Raw genomic sequence first — 16,243 nt, forward strand, 5'->3', positions numbered from 1 at the left:
AAAAGGCCACGCCCCTCGTCAGGGATCGGGCAGGAGGACCGTTTCCAGCGGAGGAGCCCCGAACAGCAGTTCCTTGTACACATACAAGGTCCGCTCGGTCATCGTTTCCTTGGAAAACAGGGTGCGCATGTGATCAATGGCTTCCTCGGCCACGGCCCGGCGGGTTTCGGCATCCATGCGCAGGGCCTGGCGCAGGGCCGCCGCCAGGGCCTCGGGATCACCGGGGGGCACCAGCCAGCCGGTCGCGCCGGATTTCAGGATCTCGGGCGCGGCGCCGTGGTTGGGCGCGATCACGGCCCGCCCCATGGCCTGGGCCTCGGCCACCACGCGGCCAAAGGCCTCGGGATCGGTGGACGCGGACACCACCACGTCGGTGAGCATGTAGGCGGCCGGCATGTCGTCGCAGTCGTCAATGATGTGGACCTGCCCGCCCACGCCCCGGGACAAGGCCAGGGATTCCAGCTCGGCGCGATAGGCGACGCGCCCCTGGTCCGAGCCCACCAGCAAGCACCGCACCTGTGGATTGCCCAGCCGGGCCAGCGCCTCGATCAGGACCGCTTGTCCCTTCCACCGGGTGAGGCGGCCCGGCAGCATGATCACCGGCGCGCCGTCGGGCAGGCGCCAGCGCTCCGCCAGGCGGATCAGGCGTTCGGGCCGGACGGCGTCGGGATCGAACGACCGGGTATCGATCCCGCGATGGATCACCCGCACCACGCGTTCATCGATGCCGTAGGTTTCGCGCATGTGGCGCACGATGAAGCGCGAAATGGCGATGACCCGGTCGCCCCGGGTCATGATGCGGTTGTACTCGCGCTTCACGGCCAGCGGCCCCAGGGTATAGGTGCCGTGGAAGGTGGTGACGAACGGAATCCCCGCCTTGCGGGCCGCGGCGTGGGCGCTCCAGGCCGGCGCGCGGGAACGGGCATGGACCAGGGAAACCCCATGCTCGCGAATCACCCGGGCCAGGCGCCAGACATTGAGCGCCATGACCGCCGGATTCTTGGAGTTGACCGGCAAGCAGACATGGGGGACGCCGAGGCGTTCCAGGTCACGGGTCATGGGCCCGCCTGCCGAAACGACCACGGCGCGCCATCCGGCTTCGACAATGGCCTGGGCGACATCAATGGTGCCGCGTTCCACCCCGCCCGTCACCAGTTCCGGCAGCACCTGAAGGATGACCGGCACGCCCCGCTCTCCGGTCTGGAGATGATTCGAAGACGCGACCTTGTTAGACTGTTGTGTCACTGTTCACGGCTCGACCCGAGAGGACTCTTCATGCCCATGGACGAGGCACATTCCGCCCCCAGCATACTAACGCTAGCGGATGGCGCAACCATCGCCTATCACCGCACGCCGGGCAAGGCGCCAGGCGTGGTTTTCCTGCACGGGTTCCGCTCGGACATGACCGGCGACAAGGCCTTGACGGTTGAAAACTGGTGCAAGACGAAGGGTCATGCGTGCGTGCGCTTTGACCAGCGTGGACACGGACGCTCGTCGGGGCGCTTCGAGGAAGGGACGATCGGTCAGTGGGCGGCCGACACGGTCGCGGTGCTCGCGGCGCTGACCGAGGGGCCGCAGATTCTGGTGGGCTCGTCGATGGGCGGGTGGCTGATGCTGCTGGCCGCCCTGGCGGGGCCGGCGCGGATCGCGGGTCTTCTGGGCATCGCGGCGGCGCCCGACTTCACCGAAGACCTGATTGCCGCCCAGCTCGGCGAAACCGAGCGCGCCCGCCTTGAAGCCGAGGGCGTCTTGCCCATGCCCGGGCCGGTGGGGGAACCGCCCATCCCGCTGACCCGCGCCCTGATCGCCGACGGGCGGCGCCATCTTCTGCTGCGCGGGCCCATCGCCTTGTCATGCCCGGTCCGTCTGCTGCACGGGCGCGAGGACGACTCGGTGCCCTGGGAAACCGCGCTTCGCCTGCAAGAACGGCTGTCCGGCCCGGATGTCCGCGTGACCTTGATCAAGGATGGCGGCCATCGCTTGTCCCGGCCGGAGGATCTTGCCCTCATCGCCCGCGAACTGGAGGCCCTGGCGCAAGATCAAACCACTCCTTAAGTATTGCCTGGAAAAATAAGCCGACGCCTTCGCATGCGGGATCCTGGCTTGAAGGGGCACCCCAGGTTTCCTTGATTTCCCTGGGGTTCCTCGTCCCTTGTGGAAAAAGGCCTTGTGAAAAAAGGTGCCCTTTCACACCACGGTCCGGCCGCGAGGCAAGCGAGGTGGGCCGGTCGAACAAGCCGCATCCGGGAGGCGGCGCCTGCCATGAGCGCTCACCACGCCTGTTCGGACCCCCATCGGTTGGGATGCCTTCTCAGCGCGGGCGCGCGCAAGGACGGCTGCCCGCTTGAACCCGTGATCGACGCCGGTGGCTCCGCCCTGGCGGTCAAGGATCGCGCCTTTGTCTACCGGTATGTCTCGCCGGCGCTCGCGGGGTTGCTCGGCCGCCCCGCGAGCCGCGTGGTGGGGACGACCGACTTCTCCCTGTACGACCGGCGCCGCGCCCTGATCTCCCGCCGGGAGGATCTGTGCGTGCTCACGGAACGGCGCCCCTTGCAGTGCGATGGCCTGGTGATGACCCCGGACGGGCCACGCTGGCTAAGCCAGCGCAAGGATCCTGTTTTCTTCCTGGATCACTGCGTGGGGGTACGCGTCTGCCTGCACGACACCGGCAACGTCGAGGTGGTGCGGCTGCCCCCCTTCGTGCCGCCCCCGGATGGCCGTCCCGCCGCGCCCCGTCCCCAGGACCTGCCCCCTCCGCTTGAAGACCGCTTCGAAAAGATCTTCCGCAGCAACGATACCTTGATGGTGATCACCGATCCGGAAAACGGGCGTGTGATCGACGCCAACGCGGCCTTTGTGAAAGCGCTGGGCGCGACCCGCGCCGACCTGCTTGGCCGGACCACGATCGAGCTGGGCTTTTTCCACTCCGAACCCCACCGCCGCCAGTTCGTCCAGAAACTCCTTGATGGCGAGGGACGCTCCAGGCATCAGGTCCGCTTCCCCAACCGGCACGGAACCATCGTGGTTGGCGAAGTCACCGCCGAACTGATCCCCAACGGGACCAGCCGCCTTTTGCTGACCATGGTCAACGACATCTCGCGCCGGCACGCCCTGATGGCCGCCCTTGAAAGCCAGGCCCGCCGGCTCGAAAGCATCATAGAAGGAACCGAGGTGGGCACCTGGGAATGGCACCTCCCCACCGGCGACATCACTCTCAACCGCTACTGGACCGCCGGCCTGGGCTATCTCCTTGAGGAGCTGACGCCGTTTTCCTATGACACCTGGCGCGCGATGGTCCATCCCGACGACCTTCCCGTCGCCCTGGCCGCCCTGGAACGGCACTTCCGCGATCCCAAGGTTCGCTACGAAGCCGAATTTCGCATGCGCCACAAATCGGGAGGCTGGGTCTGGATCCTCGACCGAGGCAAGGTGGTGGAATGGGATCATGAAAACCGGGCCGTGCGCATGGCCGGAACCCATCTCGACCTCACCGAACGCAAACGAACCGAAGAACGTTTGCGCCTGAGCGAAGCCGACCTGATGCGTTCCAACGCCGATCTGGAACAGTTCGCGACGGTCATTTCCCACGACCTGCGCCAGCCCTTGCGCATGATCGCCAGCTACGCCCAGCTCCTGGAACGACGGCTGGGCCCGCGCCTGGACTCCGAGGGCCGCGAGTTCCTCGACATCATCCACGAGGGCGCCGCGCGCATGGATCAGATGCTGCTGTCGCTTCTGGAGTACTCACGCGCCGGTCGCGCCACCGCCCCCCCCGCTTCCTTGGATTCCCGCGCCCTGGTCGAGGAGGCCTTGCACTTCCTGGGCCCCGTGATAACCGAGGCCGAAGCCCACATCCGGATTGCCGGCGTGTGGCCCTTGATCACCGGGCGCCGCGACGATCTGGTCCGCCTGTTCCAAAATCTGGTCGGCAACGCCATCAAGTACCGCCTGCCGGACCGCCCCCCCGACATTCTGATCCAAGGCCGCCTGACGCCCCCTTGGTGGGAAATCACGATCGACGATAACGGCCGGGGTTTCGCCCCCACCGAAATCAACTCGCTCTTCACCTTGTTCCAGCGTCTGCATCCTGAAAGCGGATGCGACGGGTTTGGCATCGGTCTTGCCACCTGCCGACGCATCGTCGAACGCCACTGCGGCACCATCGAGGTCACCTCGGCCGGCCCCGGCCAGGGAAGCCGCTTTACGGTGCGGCTTCCGATCGGTGGTTGCGCCAAGCATCGAAATTAGGCTATAATTAGACCGTTAGTATATATCCCATGCCGTGTATTCCCCAAGGGAACATCTCCTCTTCAGGACGTGGCAGGACGCGGAAAAACGATTCCACCGCGCCGCGCCTCCTCCGGGAAATCACAAGCGGCCCGGCCCCCCCGGCGGCTTCTATCGGAGAGCTTTTGCATGGCCTCAGATGACAGCGTTTCCCTGCGCGTCACGCCGCTTTTTTCCCTGTGCCAGGAGTTGGGCGCCCGATTCACCCCCTTTGCCGGGTATCGGATGGCGTTGTCCTTTCCCGCCGGGACCTTGCGCGAACACCAGCACACGCGCGAGGCCGCCAGTTTGTTCGACGTCTCGCACATGGGACAGATCGTGGTGAGCGGACCGGACCGGGTCGCCTTGCTGGAAAGCCTGACGCCCGCTTCGATACGGGCCCTGCCGCCGGGCCGCCTGCGCTACAGCATGTTCACCACGCCCACGGGCGGGGTTCTTGATGATCTGATGATCGCCTGCCGGGGCGACGACCTGATGGTGGTGGTCAACGCCGCCCGGCGCGAGGCCGATCTCGCCCATCTGCGCGAGGCCGCCCGGGGGCACGCGGCCGACGTGGCCCTCCTGGAGGATCAGGCGCTCCTGGCGTTGCAAGGGCCGGCGGCGGCGGCGGTGCTGTCCGCGCTGGCGGCCGGGGTTGGTGACCTGCCCTTCCTGGGCATGGGCCCCTTCGCCCTGGATGGGGTGCTGTGCTGGGTCTCGCGCTCGGGCTACACCGGCGAGGACGGGTTTGAAATCAGCGTCAAGGCGACCCATGTCGAGCCCCTGGCCCGGCGCCTGCTGGCCGACCCCCGGGTGGCGCCCGCCGGCCTGGCCGCGCGCGACACGCTGCGCCTGGAGGCCGGCCTGTGCCTCAACGGCGCCGACCTCACGCCGTCGATCACCCCGGTCGAGGCCGGGCTGGGCTGGGTCGTGGGCAGGGAACGCCGCCTGGACGGACAGTTTCCCGGCTCCGACGTCCTTTTCCAGCAACTGGCCGAGGGGCCGGCGTGGTGCCGGGTGGGCCTGCGCCTGGCCGGGCGCGCCGTGGCCCGGCCAGGCGCCCCCGTGCTGGATCCCCAGGGCGCCGAGGTCGGCGTGGTCACCTCGGGCGGCTTCTCGCCAACCTTGAACCAGCCCATCGCCATGGCGCGTGTTCCGGCGGCGCTGGCCTCGCCGGGGCAGCCGCTCGCCGTGCGCGTGCGCGACCACCAGTTGGATGCCCTGGTCACTGCCCTGCCCTTCGTGCCCGCGCGCACCGTCGGCAGGGCTTGTTCCGGCCCGTCCGAGCCCCGGAACAAGCCATGAAAGCCTGCCCCCTTCACCCGGAACCGGACGCGTTTGGAGTGGGACCCGAAAAATGGGAACCGTTTTTCGGATGAGTCGAGCATAAGAAAAGGTGGAGCACCGTGCCCGGATCCGGTTCAACGCACGGTGCGCCAAACTCTCTTTGAGTGAGAGGACCGGGGAAGACGTGATCTTGTTTCCCGGCACCCTCCAGGACAGGGGAACCATCCGGCCATGAGCAAGGTCTACTACACCGAGGACCATGAATGGATTCGGGTCGAGGACGGCAAGGAAGGAACCGTCGGCATCACCGACTTCGCGCAAGCCCAGATGGGCGACGTGGTGTTCGTTGAACTCCCTCCCGTGGGCACGGTGCTGACCCAGGGCGAGCAGGCCGCCGTCGTTGAATCGGTCAAGGCCGCGAGCGAACTGTACGCGCCGGTCAGCGGCACGGTCGTGGCGGTCAATCCCGATCTGCCCGACGCGCCGGGCACGGTCAACGAGGATCCCCAGGGCGAGGGGTGGTTCTTCCGCCTGGCCTTGACCCAGCCCAACGAACTGGCCGACCTCATGGACCAGGACGCCTACGAGGTCTTCGTGGCCGAGGCCGGCGAAAGCGCGGGCTGACCGGGCGCCCGATCGTCGTGGCCCGTCCCCTTCCGGTTCCCGGCACGGGATGAAGGAGGCGGGCGTGTTTCGTTGTGCCCCATCCAGGGCGGAGGCGTTTCATGCGTTACCTTCCCCACGGCCCCGCCGATCGCGCCCACATGCTGGAAACCCTGGGCGAACCGTCGATCGAGGCCCTGTACCGCGACGTTCCGGCGGCGGTCTTGCAAGCGGCGGCGTTCCCGGACCTGCCCGACCACCAGGGCGAGCGGGCCGTGGAGGCTCACCTGGCGGCCCTCGCCGCGCGCAACCGTCCGGCCGGGGCGGGGCCTTGCTTCCTGGGGGCCGGGGCCATGCGCCACCACATTCCGGCCGTGGTCGACGCCCTGGTCCAGCGCGGCGAGTTCATGACCGCCTACACCCCCTATCAGCCCGAAATCAGCCAGGGCACCTTGCAGGCCCTGTTCGAGTTCCAAACCCAGGTCGCCCTGATCACCGGCATGGAGGTGGCCAACGCGTCGATGTACGACGGGGCCAGCGCCTGCGCCGAGGCCGGCCTGATGGCGCAACGGGTCACGCGCCGCGCCCGGGTCCTGGTGAGTGGTGGCGTGCATCCCCGCTACGCCGCCACCACCGTGACCCTGGCCGACGGCGCCCACGAGGCGGTCGAGGTCCTGGCCCCCGACCCCCTGGGCATCGAGGACCTGATCGGGCGGGTCAATCATGAAACCGCCTGCGTCATCGTCCAGACCCCGGACGTGTTCGGCCGGCTGCGCGACCTCACGGCCCTGGCCGCCGCCTGTCACGACGAGGGCGCCTTGCTGGTCGCGGTGGTGACCGAACCCCTGGCGCTGGGGCTGGTGCGTCCGCCCGGGGCCATGGGCGCCGACATCGTGGTGGCCGAGGGTCAGGGGCTGGCCGGGCCGCCCTCGTTCGGCGGGCCGGGCGTGGGCCTGTTCGCCACCCGCGCCGCCCTCATGCGCCAGATGCCGGGCCGGCTGGTGGGCCAGACCGTGGACGAGGACGGCCGGCGCGGCTTCGTGCTCACCTTGTCCACCCGCGAACAGCACATCCGCCGCGAAAAGGCCACCTCGAACATCTGCACCAACGCGGGGCTTGTGGCCCTGGCGTTGAGCATCCACCTGGCCTTGCTGGGCGAGGAGGGCTTCACGCGTCTTGCCCGGACCAACCACGCCCTGGCGGTGGACCTGGCCACGCGCCTGGCCCGCCTGCCGGGGGTGCGGGTTCTGCCCCAGGCGTTTTTCAACGAATTCGCCCTGCTGCTGCCGGTGCCCGCCGGCCCGGTGGTCGAGACCCTGGCCGATCGGGGCGTGCTGGCGGGAGTCCCGGGCGAACGCCTGTGGCCCGATTACCCCGAGCTGGCCGAGGTTCTGCTGGTCGCCGTCACCGAAACCACCCCCCCCGCCGATATCGAGGCCCTGGTGGACGGGCTGAAGGAGGCCCTGTCATGACCGCCACCGTTTCCGGACATCGCGGCCTGGATCTGGAAGAACCGCTTTTGTTCGAGCTGGACACGCCGGGGGTGTCGGGCATCGACGAGCCGGAGCCGGAGCCGGGCCCCACCCGGCTGGGCGGGCTGGAGCGCGAGGGGCCCATCGGCCTGCCGGGGCTCTCGGAACCCGCCGTCGTCCGCCACTACACCCGCCTGTCGCGACGCAATTACAGCATCGATGCCGGGATGTACCCGCTCGGCTCGTGCACCATGAAATACAATCCCCGCCTCAACGAACGGATGGCGCGGCTGCCGGGGTTCGCCGATCTGCATCCCCTGCAACCCGAAAAAACCGTGCAAGGCGCCCTGGCGGTGATGGCCGAGCTGGGACGCTGGCTGTGCGCGCTCACCGGCCTGCCGGCGGTGGCCCTGAGCCCGGCGGCCGGCGCGCAAGGCGAGCTGTGCGGCCTGCGCGCCATCCGCGCGGCCCTCAGGGAACGGGGCGAGCTGGACACCCGGCGCGTGGTGCTGGTCGCGGAAAGCGCCCACGGCACCAACCCGGCCACGGCGGCCGCCTGCGGGTTCAAGGTCGAGGCGGTGCCGGCCGATGCCCGGGGCCGGATGGACCGCGCCGCCTTCCGGGCCCGGGTGGGGGCGGACGTGGCGGCGGTGATGCTGACCAACCCCAACACCTGCGGCCTGTTTGAATCCGACGCGCCCGAGCTGGCCCGGGCCCTCCACGACGCCGGCGGCTTTGTGTACATGGACGGGGCCAACCTCAACGCCCTGGTCGGACGGGTGCGCGCCGTCGACCTGGGGGCCGACGCCATGCACATCAATCTGCACAAAACCTTTTCCACCCCCCACGGTGGGGGGGGACCGGGGGCCGGGCCCACCGTGCTCTCGGCGGCCCTGGCGCCGTTCGCCCCCTTGCCGGTGCTGTGGCAAGAGGAAGCCGGCTGGCGCCTGATCGAAACCATGGACGGCGCGCGGGCCCGGGGGCTTTCCCCCTTCGGGCGCCTGAGTGGCTTCCACGGCCAGTTCGGGGTGTTCGTGCGGGCGCTCGCCTACCTGCTGGCCATGGGCCGGGACGGCCTGCGCCAGGCCAGTGGCGACGCGGTGCTGAACGCCAATTACATCCTTGCAGGCCTGTCGGACGTATTGAGCGCCTCCTACCCCGGGCCGTGCATGCACGAAGCCCTGTTCGACGACCGTTTCTTGAAGGACACCGGAATCACCACCTTGGACTTCGCCAAGGCGATGATCGACGAAGGCTTTCACCCCATGACCATGTACTTCCCGCTGGTGGTGCATGGGGCGCTGCTGATCGAGCCGACCGAAACCGAATCGCGCGCCACCCTTGACCAGTTCATCGCGGTGATGCGTGATCTCGCCCTTCGCGCGCGTGCCGGCGATCAGGCGGCCTTCAAGGCGGCGCCCCGGCTCGCGCCACGCCGGCGCCTGGATGAAACCCAGGCGGCACGCCATCCCGTGCTGCGCTGGGCACCCCCGCCTTCCTCCGGCGCCTCGTCCGACGAGTCTTCCTTCCGGACGGCTCCCCTCTCCTCGAACCCATGAGGGTTTCGCGTGTCGTCTTTCCTGTCCGTGTTGCGCTTCGTGGGCCTGACGGGCCGCGAGGGACTTCGCACCTACTGGACCCTGGTCCGGCTGATGATTCCGGTCATGATCGGGGTCAAGATCCTGGTCGAGCTGGGGCTTTTGCCCGTGCTCGCCCGCTTGTTCGCCCCGGTCATGCACCTGGTCGGCCTGCCGCCCGAAACCGGCCTGGTCTGGGCGTCGGCCCTGCTGGTGAACCTGTACGGGGGCGCGGTGGTGCTGCTGGCGCTGCTGCCCACCATGCCCCTGACGGCGGCCCAGGCCACGATCATCGGCCTGATGATGCTCATGGCCCACGCCATTCCCCTTGAGCAGAGCATTGCCCGGCGCGCCGGCACCAGCTTCGTGTTTTCGTCGGTGCTGCGCATTGGCGGAGCCTTTGCCGCCGGTGCCCTGTTCAATCTGTTCTGCCAGGCCACCGGCTGGCTGCAACAGCCGGCCCTGGTGGTTCTGGGCGCCCTTCATGGCGGGGGCGTGCAGGCGGGCGCGTGGGGCGCGTGGCTGCTCGATTCGGCGCGTTCCCTGCTCATGATCCTCGGCATTGTCGTGACCTTGGTGTTCTTGCTGCGCGTGCTCGACCGCCTGGGCATCACCGGGCGCCTGACCCGTGCCCTGGCCCCGGTCCTGGGGCGGGTGGGCATTGGCGGGCGCGCCATGCCGCTGACCATGGTCGGGGTTTTGCTGGGATTGTCCTATGGCGGGGCCCTGATCATCCGCGAGGCCCAGGCCGGCACGATCCCGCGCCGTCAGATTTTCCTGGCCCTGTGCCTGCTCAGCCTCTGCCACAGCCTGATCGAGGATACCCTTCTGGTCATGGCCCTGGGCGCCGACTGGACGGGGGTTCTGGTCTGGCGGGTTGCGTTCACCCTGGCCGTGATCTGGGGGCTCGACCGGATGCTGGACGCCCTGCCCGAGCGCATGGCGCAGCGGTTCTTGTACACCGGAAAGGAGGGGGTGACATGCCCGTAACGGGTGGTTTTGGATTTACAGGACGCCCGGCTTTTGTCACGGTGTCGAAACTTGCTTTCCCAGGCGCGAAAGCGCTCTTCTTGCTGTTGTGGCCGGGACGAGGACATCCATGACCGCCGACAAGGCCATCGCCGTTCTGCTGATTGAGGACAATCTAGGCGATAGCCGATTGATAGAGATCCACCTTGCCGAACAGACAGGCTATCTGTTCCGGGTGACCGTCCGCCCAACCCTCGACGAAGGCCTGCGGACCCTGGGCGAAGGCGGCATCGACGTGGTGCTTCTGGATCTCTCGTTGCCCGATTCGCAGGGTCTGGAGACCCTGCGCGTGGTCCTTGAACAGGCGGGCGAAACCCCGGTCGTTGTGTTGTCCGGGCTTGACGACGTGGCGTTGACGGTGCGGGCGGTCCAGAATGGCGCCCAGGACTACCTGGTCAAGGGCCGGGGCGATGGCGAGGTGATCCGCCGGGCCATCTTGCACGCGATCGAACGCCAGCGGTTTCGCAGCCAGCTTCTGATGGCGGAAGCGGTGTTCAATCATACCGGCACCGGGATGATGGTCACCGACGCGAACGGCATGGTGACGCGGGTCAATCCGGCTTTTCTGGACGTGACCGGGTTCACCGAAAGCGAGGTGGTCGGCCGCACGGCCTGGGTCTTGAGCTCGGACCTGCACGACCCCTCGTTTCACCAGGACATGCGCCGGCACCTGGACCAGACCGGCACCTGGGAAGGCGAGGTGTGGAGCCGGCGCCGGGATGGCAGCATTCATCCGGAATGGTTGCGGGTCAACGCCGTGCAAGGCCCGACCGGAACCATCCTGGGCTATGTCACCATTTTTTCCGACCTCACCTTCCGCGCCCGGGCCGAGGAGGACCTGGTCCGCCAGGCCACCACCGACGCCCTGACCGGCCTGCCCAACCGCGCCTTGTTCGGCCGCCTGCTGGCATCGGGCGTGCAGCGGGCCTTGCGCTACGACAGACTGCTGGGACTGCTGTTCATCGACCTGGACGGGTTCAAGGCCGTCAACGATCGTTTCGGACACGAAGCAGGCGACGACGTGTTGCGCGAGGTGGCCCGACGCCTGCGCCGGGCCGTGCGCCTGTCCGACGAGGTGGCCCGTCTGGGAGGCGACGAATTCACGGTGCTGCTCAGCGAAGTGCGCGGCCTGGAAGACGCCGAGATGGTGGCGGCCAAGGTGGTGCAGGCCCTGGGCGCCCCCTTCATGGTGCTGGGGGAGCGGGTGCCCCTGTCCGCCAGCGTTGGCATTGCCACGGTCCCGACCCATGGCGCCGACGCCGAGCAGCTGTTGCGCGCCGCCGACGAGGCGATGTACGCCGCCAAGAAGGCCGGCAAGAACCGCTATACCTTTGCCCGCCGCGCCGGACTTTAAGGCAGGGGAAAAACCGTCCCTCCGGACGCGCCTGCCCGGCGTCCCTCCGGACGCGCCCGCCCGGCGTCCTTCCGGACGCACCCGCCAGGGGGTGGCGAAGGAAGGGGGAATTCGGCTATGATCGGGAAAGATTGAAGTAAAAATCCGCAACGGGTGACGGGGGCGGGGCGGCCACCTGCCTGGGGGGAAAACCCGATGGCGCCGCAAGGACGAGGACGTCGAGCAATGGATATCCTACTGGTCGAGGACAACCCGGGGGATGCGCGCCTCGCATCGGAAGCGTTCAAGGAAGGGGGACTCCCCACGACCTTGCACATGGTCCAAGATGGCATCGAGGCCATGGCTTTCCTGCGCCGCGAACCCCATTACGGCACGGTGCCCCGTCCCGATCTGATTTTGCTGGACCTTAACTTGCCCCGCAAGGATGGCCGCGAGGTTCTGGCGGAGCTCAAGCAAGATCCAGACCTGAAGCGCATTCCTGTTATCGTCCTCACCACCTCGCAGGCCGAGGCCGATATTCTGCGCAGCTATGATCTGCACGCCAACTGCTACATCGTGAAGCCGGTGGACTTTGACCACTTCATCGACGTGGTGCGGGGGATCGAACAGTTCTGGTGCACCCTGGTGAAACTCCCTCCCCGGTAGGGGCGATCCCCTCCTGGCGGAAGACGAACGCGCGCACGGCGGCCCGGCCCCATGATCCTTTCGTGACAGGACCGGTCGAACATTGCGCCGACCGAAACCTTGGTGTGTCCTCCCTCGCGCATACAGCCCCCAAGCCGCGAGGGAACCCGCACCATGCCGACCCCTTACGCCTACAAGGCGGTCATGTTCGATGCCCAGACCGGGGCGCAGAACACCTATGTCTTTTCCAGCGAAACCGACCTGATGACGGCCTCGCGCATGCAGCTGATCGACGCGTTCATGCACTACGTCGACCACGTCGAGCTGCCCAGGGAATCCGTGGGCTATGAAATCCAGACCGCGCTCAAGAATCGCGACATGGAGGTGGTCACGGCCGTGGGCCTGCTCAAGCTCCAGCGCGGCGAGATCCCGTTCATGGTCATGATCAGCCGGGCCGACAACGGCGCCTGAGGCCTCCCGGCCGGACGGGGGGCGGGCCGGGAGTCCGGGCCGTCCCTGGTCCGGGGCCAGCGCCCGGCGCGCTCCCCTGTCCCCTCCCTCCCCTGCCCCCTCCCCTGTCCCCTCCCCCTTCGCTAACCCCCCCTTAAGACTCCGCGTGGCAGGCTTGGGCCTCCTGATGGCTTCGGACGGCCTGACATGCCTGCCAAAAAGAAACGGACACAAACCAAGCGTTCCTCGCCCGATACGTTCAATCGCCGGGCGCTTCTTGCCTGCGCCGGGGCGTTGCTGCTGGGCGTGGCCGGGGGCGCGGCCGGAACCCGGCTCGTGGGGCGCCTGGCCGCCGCGACGGGACCGCTTGGCGCCCTCCCCGACGATCCGCCGTCCTTTCGCCCCCTGACCCCCGGGGAACTGGCCCGGGCCCAGGCGGAATCCCACCGCCTGATCAGCCGCCAGGTGGCCGCGCTGGAGGCCAGCGAGGGCGCGATGCCCTCGATCATCGATCCTCCCTTGGATCAGGCCCCCCGGGTGTTCGCGCCGCCGGCCCCGGCCGAGCCCGCGGCCCTGCCGCCGGCGCCCGTCGCGAGCGCGGCGCCGCCGGGTGGCGCGCCCTCCCCTCTCCCTGCCCGCCCCCTTTCCCAGGCTTCCCTTCCCGCCCAGCCCCGGACCCGCACGCCCTGGCGCGACAACGCCCTGGCGCTGCCCGACCCCGGCCAGGGTCCGAAAATCGCCGTGGTCATCGACGACCTGGGCCTGGACCGTCCGGGCAGCCAGGCCATGATCGCGCTGAACGGTCCCCTGACCTTGTCGTGCATGGCCTATGCCCCCGATCCCCGGGGCCTGGCGCGGGCCGTGCACGCGGGCGGGCATGAAACCATGCTGCACCTGCCCATGGAGCCGCGCGACGCGTCGGTGGATCCCGGTCCGGGGGCGCTGAAGGTGGGAGACAGCCCGGCCGTGATCCGCGCCCGCCTGGCCGAGGCCCTGGATCGCTTCCCCACCGTGGTCGGCCTGAACAACCACATGGGCAGCCGCTTCACGGCCGATCGCCCGGGCATGAGCACGTTGCTGCAAGACGTGGGACAGCGCGGCCTCATGTTCCTGGACAGCCGCACCACCGGCCAGTCGGTGGCCGGCGACCTGGCCCACGCCTATCACGTGCCCTTCGCCGAACGCGCCGTGTTCATCGATCACGAGAACGACCCGGCGGTGATCCGCCAGCAACTGGCCCTTACCGAAAAAATCGCGCGCATGCATGGCCACGCGGTGGCCATCGGCCACCCCCGGCCGGCCACCCATGCCCAACTGGCGGCCTGGCTGCCAACCCTGCGCGGGCGCGGGTTTGCCCTGATCCCGGCCAGCGCCGTGATCCGCCTGCACGCCTGACGGACGGCTCTTGCTTTTGGAAGGCGCCCCCCCAGGTTAGAGGCGTCTTCCCACCGGGCGCGGCCCTTTTGTTGGCATCGGCGTCCCCCGCAAGGACAGCAAGGAAGTGAACCACACGGGTGGGCCTTCGAAGGCCTTTCGCCGGCTGATGGCGTGTCTTGGACTGGGGCTTGGGCTCGGGCTGGGGGCGTGTTCAAGCATGAACGTCACCACCCCGGCACGGTCGGCCAGTGAACAGCTTCTCATCTCGCAAGCCGCCGACCGCGCCGCCCAGCGCCTGGCCGATGCCCTGGCCTTGAAGGAAGGCCCGGTCTTCGTCGACGCCAGCCTGGCCGAGGGCTACGACAGCAAATACGCGATAGGAGCGGTGCGCGCGGCCCTGGCACGCCACGGCGCGACCCTGGCCCCCACGCGCGAAGCCGCCCGCACGGTGGTGGAAATCCGCTTCGGGGCCCTGTCCCTGGACACGGAAAAATCCCTGCTGGGCCTGCCCGAGCTGAACTTGCCCATTCCGCTGGCCACGGGGGTGCGCACCCCGGAAATCGCCCTGTTCAAGAAGGACTCCACCCAGGGCGTGGCCAAGATGGCGGCCCTGGCCTACGACCGCGACGACGGAACCCTGGTGGCCGCGCCCACGCCGCAATACGGCTTCGCCGACAAAACCGAGTGGACCATGGCACTGTTTATTTCCTGGGAATCGGGCGATTTCCTGCCTGCCGATGCCCGGCCGGGCTCGGTGCCCGTGCCCGACGCCGTGCCCCTGCCCTGGCCCACCACGTCGCCAGACGAGGACGCGCCCCCGGCCACGCCGTGAGCCCCGCCCGAAGCCTGGTGCCCCCGGAACACGACTCCCACGGAGCCGCGCCCCTACGGGGCCGCGCTCCCACGGGGCCGCGCTCCCACGGGGCCGGGCCCCTACGGCGCCAGAATGCTCTCCAAACCATGGGCGCGGGCGGCCTCGCGCAGGCGCCCGTCGGCCTTGACCTGGCGCACGAAGGCATTGACCCGGTCCAGCCAGCGCGCCTCGCCCAGCGGCACCGCGTAGGCGTAGGGCGTGGGCGCCACGGGCTGGGGAGGCGCGATCAGAACCGCCCAGTCGGTCAGGTCCGCCATGCGCCGGCCATAGGGATAATCGGTCATGAACACGTCGGCACGACCGCTTTGCACCTCCTGCTCGCGCTCACGAAAGCCGTCAACCACGTCCAGCGTGGCGATTTTCAGGCGCTCGCGCATCACCGGCTCCATGTAGGTCCCGCGCTGCACCACCACCACGATCCCGACGTGATCGATATCCTCCCATGCCCGCACGCCCGGATGATGGCGCGAGGCCACGGCATAGATGCCACTCACCAGGGTTGGCTCGCTAAAGTCCATGAAGGCGGCGCGGCTGGGCAAGACGCCAACCGCGTGCATGGCGATATCGCAACGGCGCTGGGCCAGGGACTCCGCCAGGGTGGAAAACGAGCCATCGACAAACCGCACCCTGACCCCCAGATCCTGGCCGAGGGCCCGCGCCATGTCGATATCCATCCCGGCCAGCACCCCGGTGCGGGGATCGCGATAGGTGATGGAATAATAATCGGGCCAGATGCACACCCGCACGGCCCCCCGGGCCTGGATGTCGTCCAGCAGGTCGGCCCGCGCCTCCCGGGCGCCGCTCATGGCGCCCAGGGCGACCATCATCCCCAGGCCGATCGCGAATCCGGCGTGCCGCATCCGTGCCCCTCCCCAATAACGCGAAGCCCCACAAAGAACACCTGTGCGTTGAACCCGATCCCGGCACGGTGATTTAACTTTTTGTTCTTGCGTTCGACTTATCCGAAAAGCGCTTCCCTTTTTCGGGGTTTAATTTAGCCAGACGTAGGACGCTTCCGAAAGGGGATCAACGACGAGCCCCCTTTTCTTTTCGCTCCCCTGGGGGAAATGGCCCCGAAGAGCGCGGCAGGCGCCCGGGCCGCGATCGCCCGGGGGGCCTCTCCGGCCGGCGGGCATGAAAAAACCCCTGGAAGCGCCGGAGGCTTCAAGGGGTGGGAGGGGCTGGCCTCCCCGACAGGATTCGAACCTGTGGCCTTTGGATTAGGAATCCAACGCTCTATCCTGCTGAGCTACGGGGAGACGCCGTGTTGCTTATACCCCCCCCGGCGGCCCGAGGCAATCGGGGTGGACCAAGGCAATCGGGTGAACCG

At 68.4% G+C, this 16,243-nt stretch carries 14 protein-coding genes and 1 tRNA gene; 12 read left to right on the top strand and 3 right to left on the bottom strand.

Translation table 11 applies throughout. From position 1 onward, the window contains the following. Nucleotides 1-18: 18 nt before the first annotated feature. Nucleotides 19-1,185: a glycosyltransferase family 4 protein gene (locus ROR02_RS05705; protein WP_246135421.1), complete on the bottom strand. Its 1,167-nt coding sequence runs from the start codon at nucleotides 1,183-1,185 to the stop codon at nucleotides 19-21. 90 nt (nucleotides 1,186-1,275) lie between these two features. Between ROR02_RS05705 and ROR02_RS05710 the strand changes: the two genes are divergently transcribed. From ROR02_RS05710 to ROR02_RS05765, 12 genes are all read left to right on the top strand, one after another. Next, entirely contained in the window at nucleotides 1,276-2,055 is a 780-nt protein-coding gene (locus ROR02_RS05710) for an alpha/beta fold hydrolase (RefSeq protein ID WP_147163050.1), read from the top strand. 207 nt (nucleotides 2,056-2,262) lie between these two features. Continuing rightward, a complete protein-coding gene (locus tag ROR02_RS05715) occupies nucleotides 2,263-4,248 on the top strand; it encodes a PAS domain-containing sensor histidine kinase (RefSeq protein WP_147163051.1) in 1,986 nt (661 codons plus the stop codon). A 168-nt stretch (nucleotides 4,249-4,416) separates the two neighbouring features. Then, on the top strand, nucleotides 4,417-5,571 hold the full coding sequence (gcvT, locus tag ROR02_RS05720) for a glycine cleavage system aminomethyltransferase GcvT (RefSeq protein ID WP_147163052.1): 1,155 nt from the start codon (nucleotides 4,417-4,419) through the stop codon (nucleotides 5,569-5,571). A 213-nt stretch (nucleotides 5,572-5,784) separates the two neighbouring features. Next, nucleotides 5,785-6,177 carry a glycine cleavage system protein GcvH gene (gcvH, locus tag ROR02_RS05725; RefSeq protein ID WP_147163053.1) on the top strand — a complete coding sequence of 131 codons (393 nt, stop codon included), beginning with the start codon at nucleotides 5,785-5,787 and terminating at the stop codon, nucleotides 6,175-6,177. Nucleotides 6,178-6,278: 101 nt separating this feature from the next. Beyond that, complete coding sequence (gcvPA, locus tag ROR02_RS05730; protein WP_147163054.1) at nucleotides 6,279-7,628, top strand: aminomethyl-transferring glycine dehydrogenase subunit GcvPA; 1,350 nt, start codon at nucleotides 6,279-6,281, stop codon at nucleotides 7,626-7,628. Continuing rightward, on the top strand, nucleotides 7,625-9,187 hold the full coding sequence (gene gcvPB / locus ROR02_RS05735; RefSeq protein ID WP_147163055.1) for an aminomethyl-transferring glycine dehydrogenase subunit GcvPB: 1,563 nt from the start codon (nucleotides 7,625-7,627) through the stop codon (nucleotides 9,185-9,187). The genes gcvPA and gcvPB overlap by 4 nt, the downstream gene beginning before the upstream one ends. 9 nt (nucleotides 9,188-9,196) lie before the next feature. Beyond that, entirely contained in the window at nucleotides 9,197-10,195 is a 999-nt protein-coding gene (locus ROR02_RS05740) for a nucleoside recognition protein (RefSeq protein ID WP_246135422.1), read from the top strand. A gap of 109 nt (nucleotides 10,196-10,304) precedes the next feature. Continuing rightward, nucleotides 10,305-11,588 (top strand): diguanylate cyclase domain-containing protein, encoded by a 1,284-nt coding sequence (locus ROR02_RS05745; protein ID WP_147163056.1) that lies wholly within the window; start codon nucleotides 10,305-10,307, stop codon nucleotides 11,586-11,588. Nucleotides 11,589-11,813: 225 nt separating this feature from the next. Next, entirely contained in the window at nucleotides 11,814-12,233 is a 420-nt protein-coding gene (locus ROR02_RS05750; protein WP_147163057.1) for a response regulator, read from the top strand. A 153-nt stretch (nucleotides 12,234-12,386) separates the two neighbouring features. Next, nucleotides 12,387-12,683, top strand: a complete 297-nt coding sequence (locus ROR02_RS05755) for a hypothetical protein (RefSeq protein ID WP_147163058.1) — start codon at nucleotides 12,387-12,389, stop codon at nucleotides 12,681-12,683. A 186-nt stretch (nucleotides 12,684-12,869) separates the two neighbouring features. Beyond that, nucleotides 12,870-14,057 (top strand): divergent polysaccharide deacetylase family protein, encoded by a 1,188-nt coding sequence (locus tag ROR02_RS05760; RefSeq protein ID WP_147163059.1) that lies wholly within the window; start codon nucleotides 12,870-12,872, stop codon nucleotides 14,055-14,057. Between the two features lie 199 nt (nucleotides 14,058-14,256). Further along, a complete protein-coding gene (locus ROR02_RS05765) occupies nucleotides 14,257-14,871 on the top strand; it encodes a DUF6655 family protein (RefSeq protein WP_147163060.1) in 615 nt (204 codons plus the stop codon). Between the two features lie 101 nt (nucleotides 14,872-14,972). On the opposite strand, the gene ROR02_RS05770 is transcribed toward ROR02_RS05765, so the two are convergent. Together ROR02_RS05770 and ROR02_RS05775 are read right to left on the bottom strand one after the other, a co-directional pair. Continuing rightward, a complete protein-coding gene (locus tag ROR02_RS05770; protein ID WP_246135423.1) occupies nucleotides 14,973-15,773 on the bottom strand; it encodes a substrate-binding periplasmic protein in 801 nt (266 codons plus the stop codon). Between the two features lie 322 nt (nucleotides 15,774-16,095). Further along, nucleotides 16,096-16,172: transfer RNA gene (locus ROR02_RS05775), tRNA-Arg, on the bottom strand. Nucleotides 16,173-16,243: the final 71 nt, after the last annotated feature.

The sequence above is a fragment of the Pararhodospirillum oryzae genome, from assembly GCF_007992075.1.
Taxonomy (GTDB): Bacteria; Pseudomonadota; Alphaproteobacteria; order Rhodospirillales; family Rhodospirillaceae; genus Pararhodospirillum; species Pararhodospirillum oryzae.

Bases quoted from the DNA above. Each gene is read 5' to 3' on its own strand.
- ROR02_RS05710 (WP_147163050.1), top strand. From the start codon at position 1,276: ATGCCCATGGACGAGGCACATTCCGCCCCCAGCATACTAACGCTAGCG.
- ROR02_RS05715 (WP_147163051.1), top strand. From the start codon at position 2,263: ATGAGCGCTCACCACGCCTGTTCGGACCCCCATCGGTTGGGATGCCTT.
- gcvT (WP_147163052.1), top strand. From the start codon at position 4,417: ATGGCCTCAGATGACAGCGTTTCCCTGCGCGTCACGCCGCTTTTTTCC.
- gcvH (WP_147163053.1), top strand. From the start codon at position 5,785: ATGAGCAAGGTCTACTACACCGAGGACCATGAATGGATTCGGGTCGAG.
- gcvPA (WP_147163054.1), top strand. From the start codon at position 6,279: ATGCGTTACCTTCCCCACGGCCCCGCCGATCGCGCCCACATGCTGGAA.
- gcvPB (WP_147163055.1), top strand. From the start codon at position 7,625: ATGACCGCCACCGTTTCCGGACATCGCGGCCTGGATCTGGAAGAACCG.
- ROR02_RS05745 (WP_147163056.1), top strand. From the start codon at position 10,305: ATGACCGCCGACAAGGCCATCGCCGTTCTGCTGATTGAGGACAATCTA.
- ROR02_RS05750 (WP_147163057.1), top strand. From the start codon at position 11,814: ATGGATATCCTACTGGTCGAGGACAACCCGGGGGATGCGCGCCTCGCA.
- ROR02_RS05755 (WP_147163058.1), top strand. From the start codon at position 12,387: ATGCCGACCCCTTACGCCTACAAGGCGGTCATGTTCGATGCCCAGACC.
- ROR02_RS05760 (WP_147163059.1), top strand. From the start codon at position 12,870: ATGCCTGCCAAAAAGAAACGGACACAAACCAAGCGTTCCTCGCCCGAT.
- ROR02_RS05765 (WP_147163060.1), top strand. From the start codon at position 14,257: ATGAACGTCACCACCCCGGCACGGTCGGCCAGTGAACAGCTTCTCATC.
- ROR02_RS05770 (WP_246135423.1), bottom strand. From the start codon at position 15,773: ATGCGGCACGCCGGATTCGCGATCGGCCTGGGGATGATGGTCGCCCTG.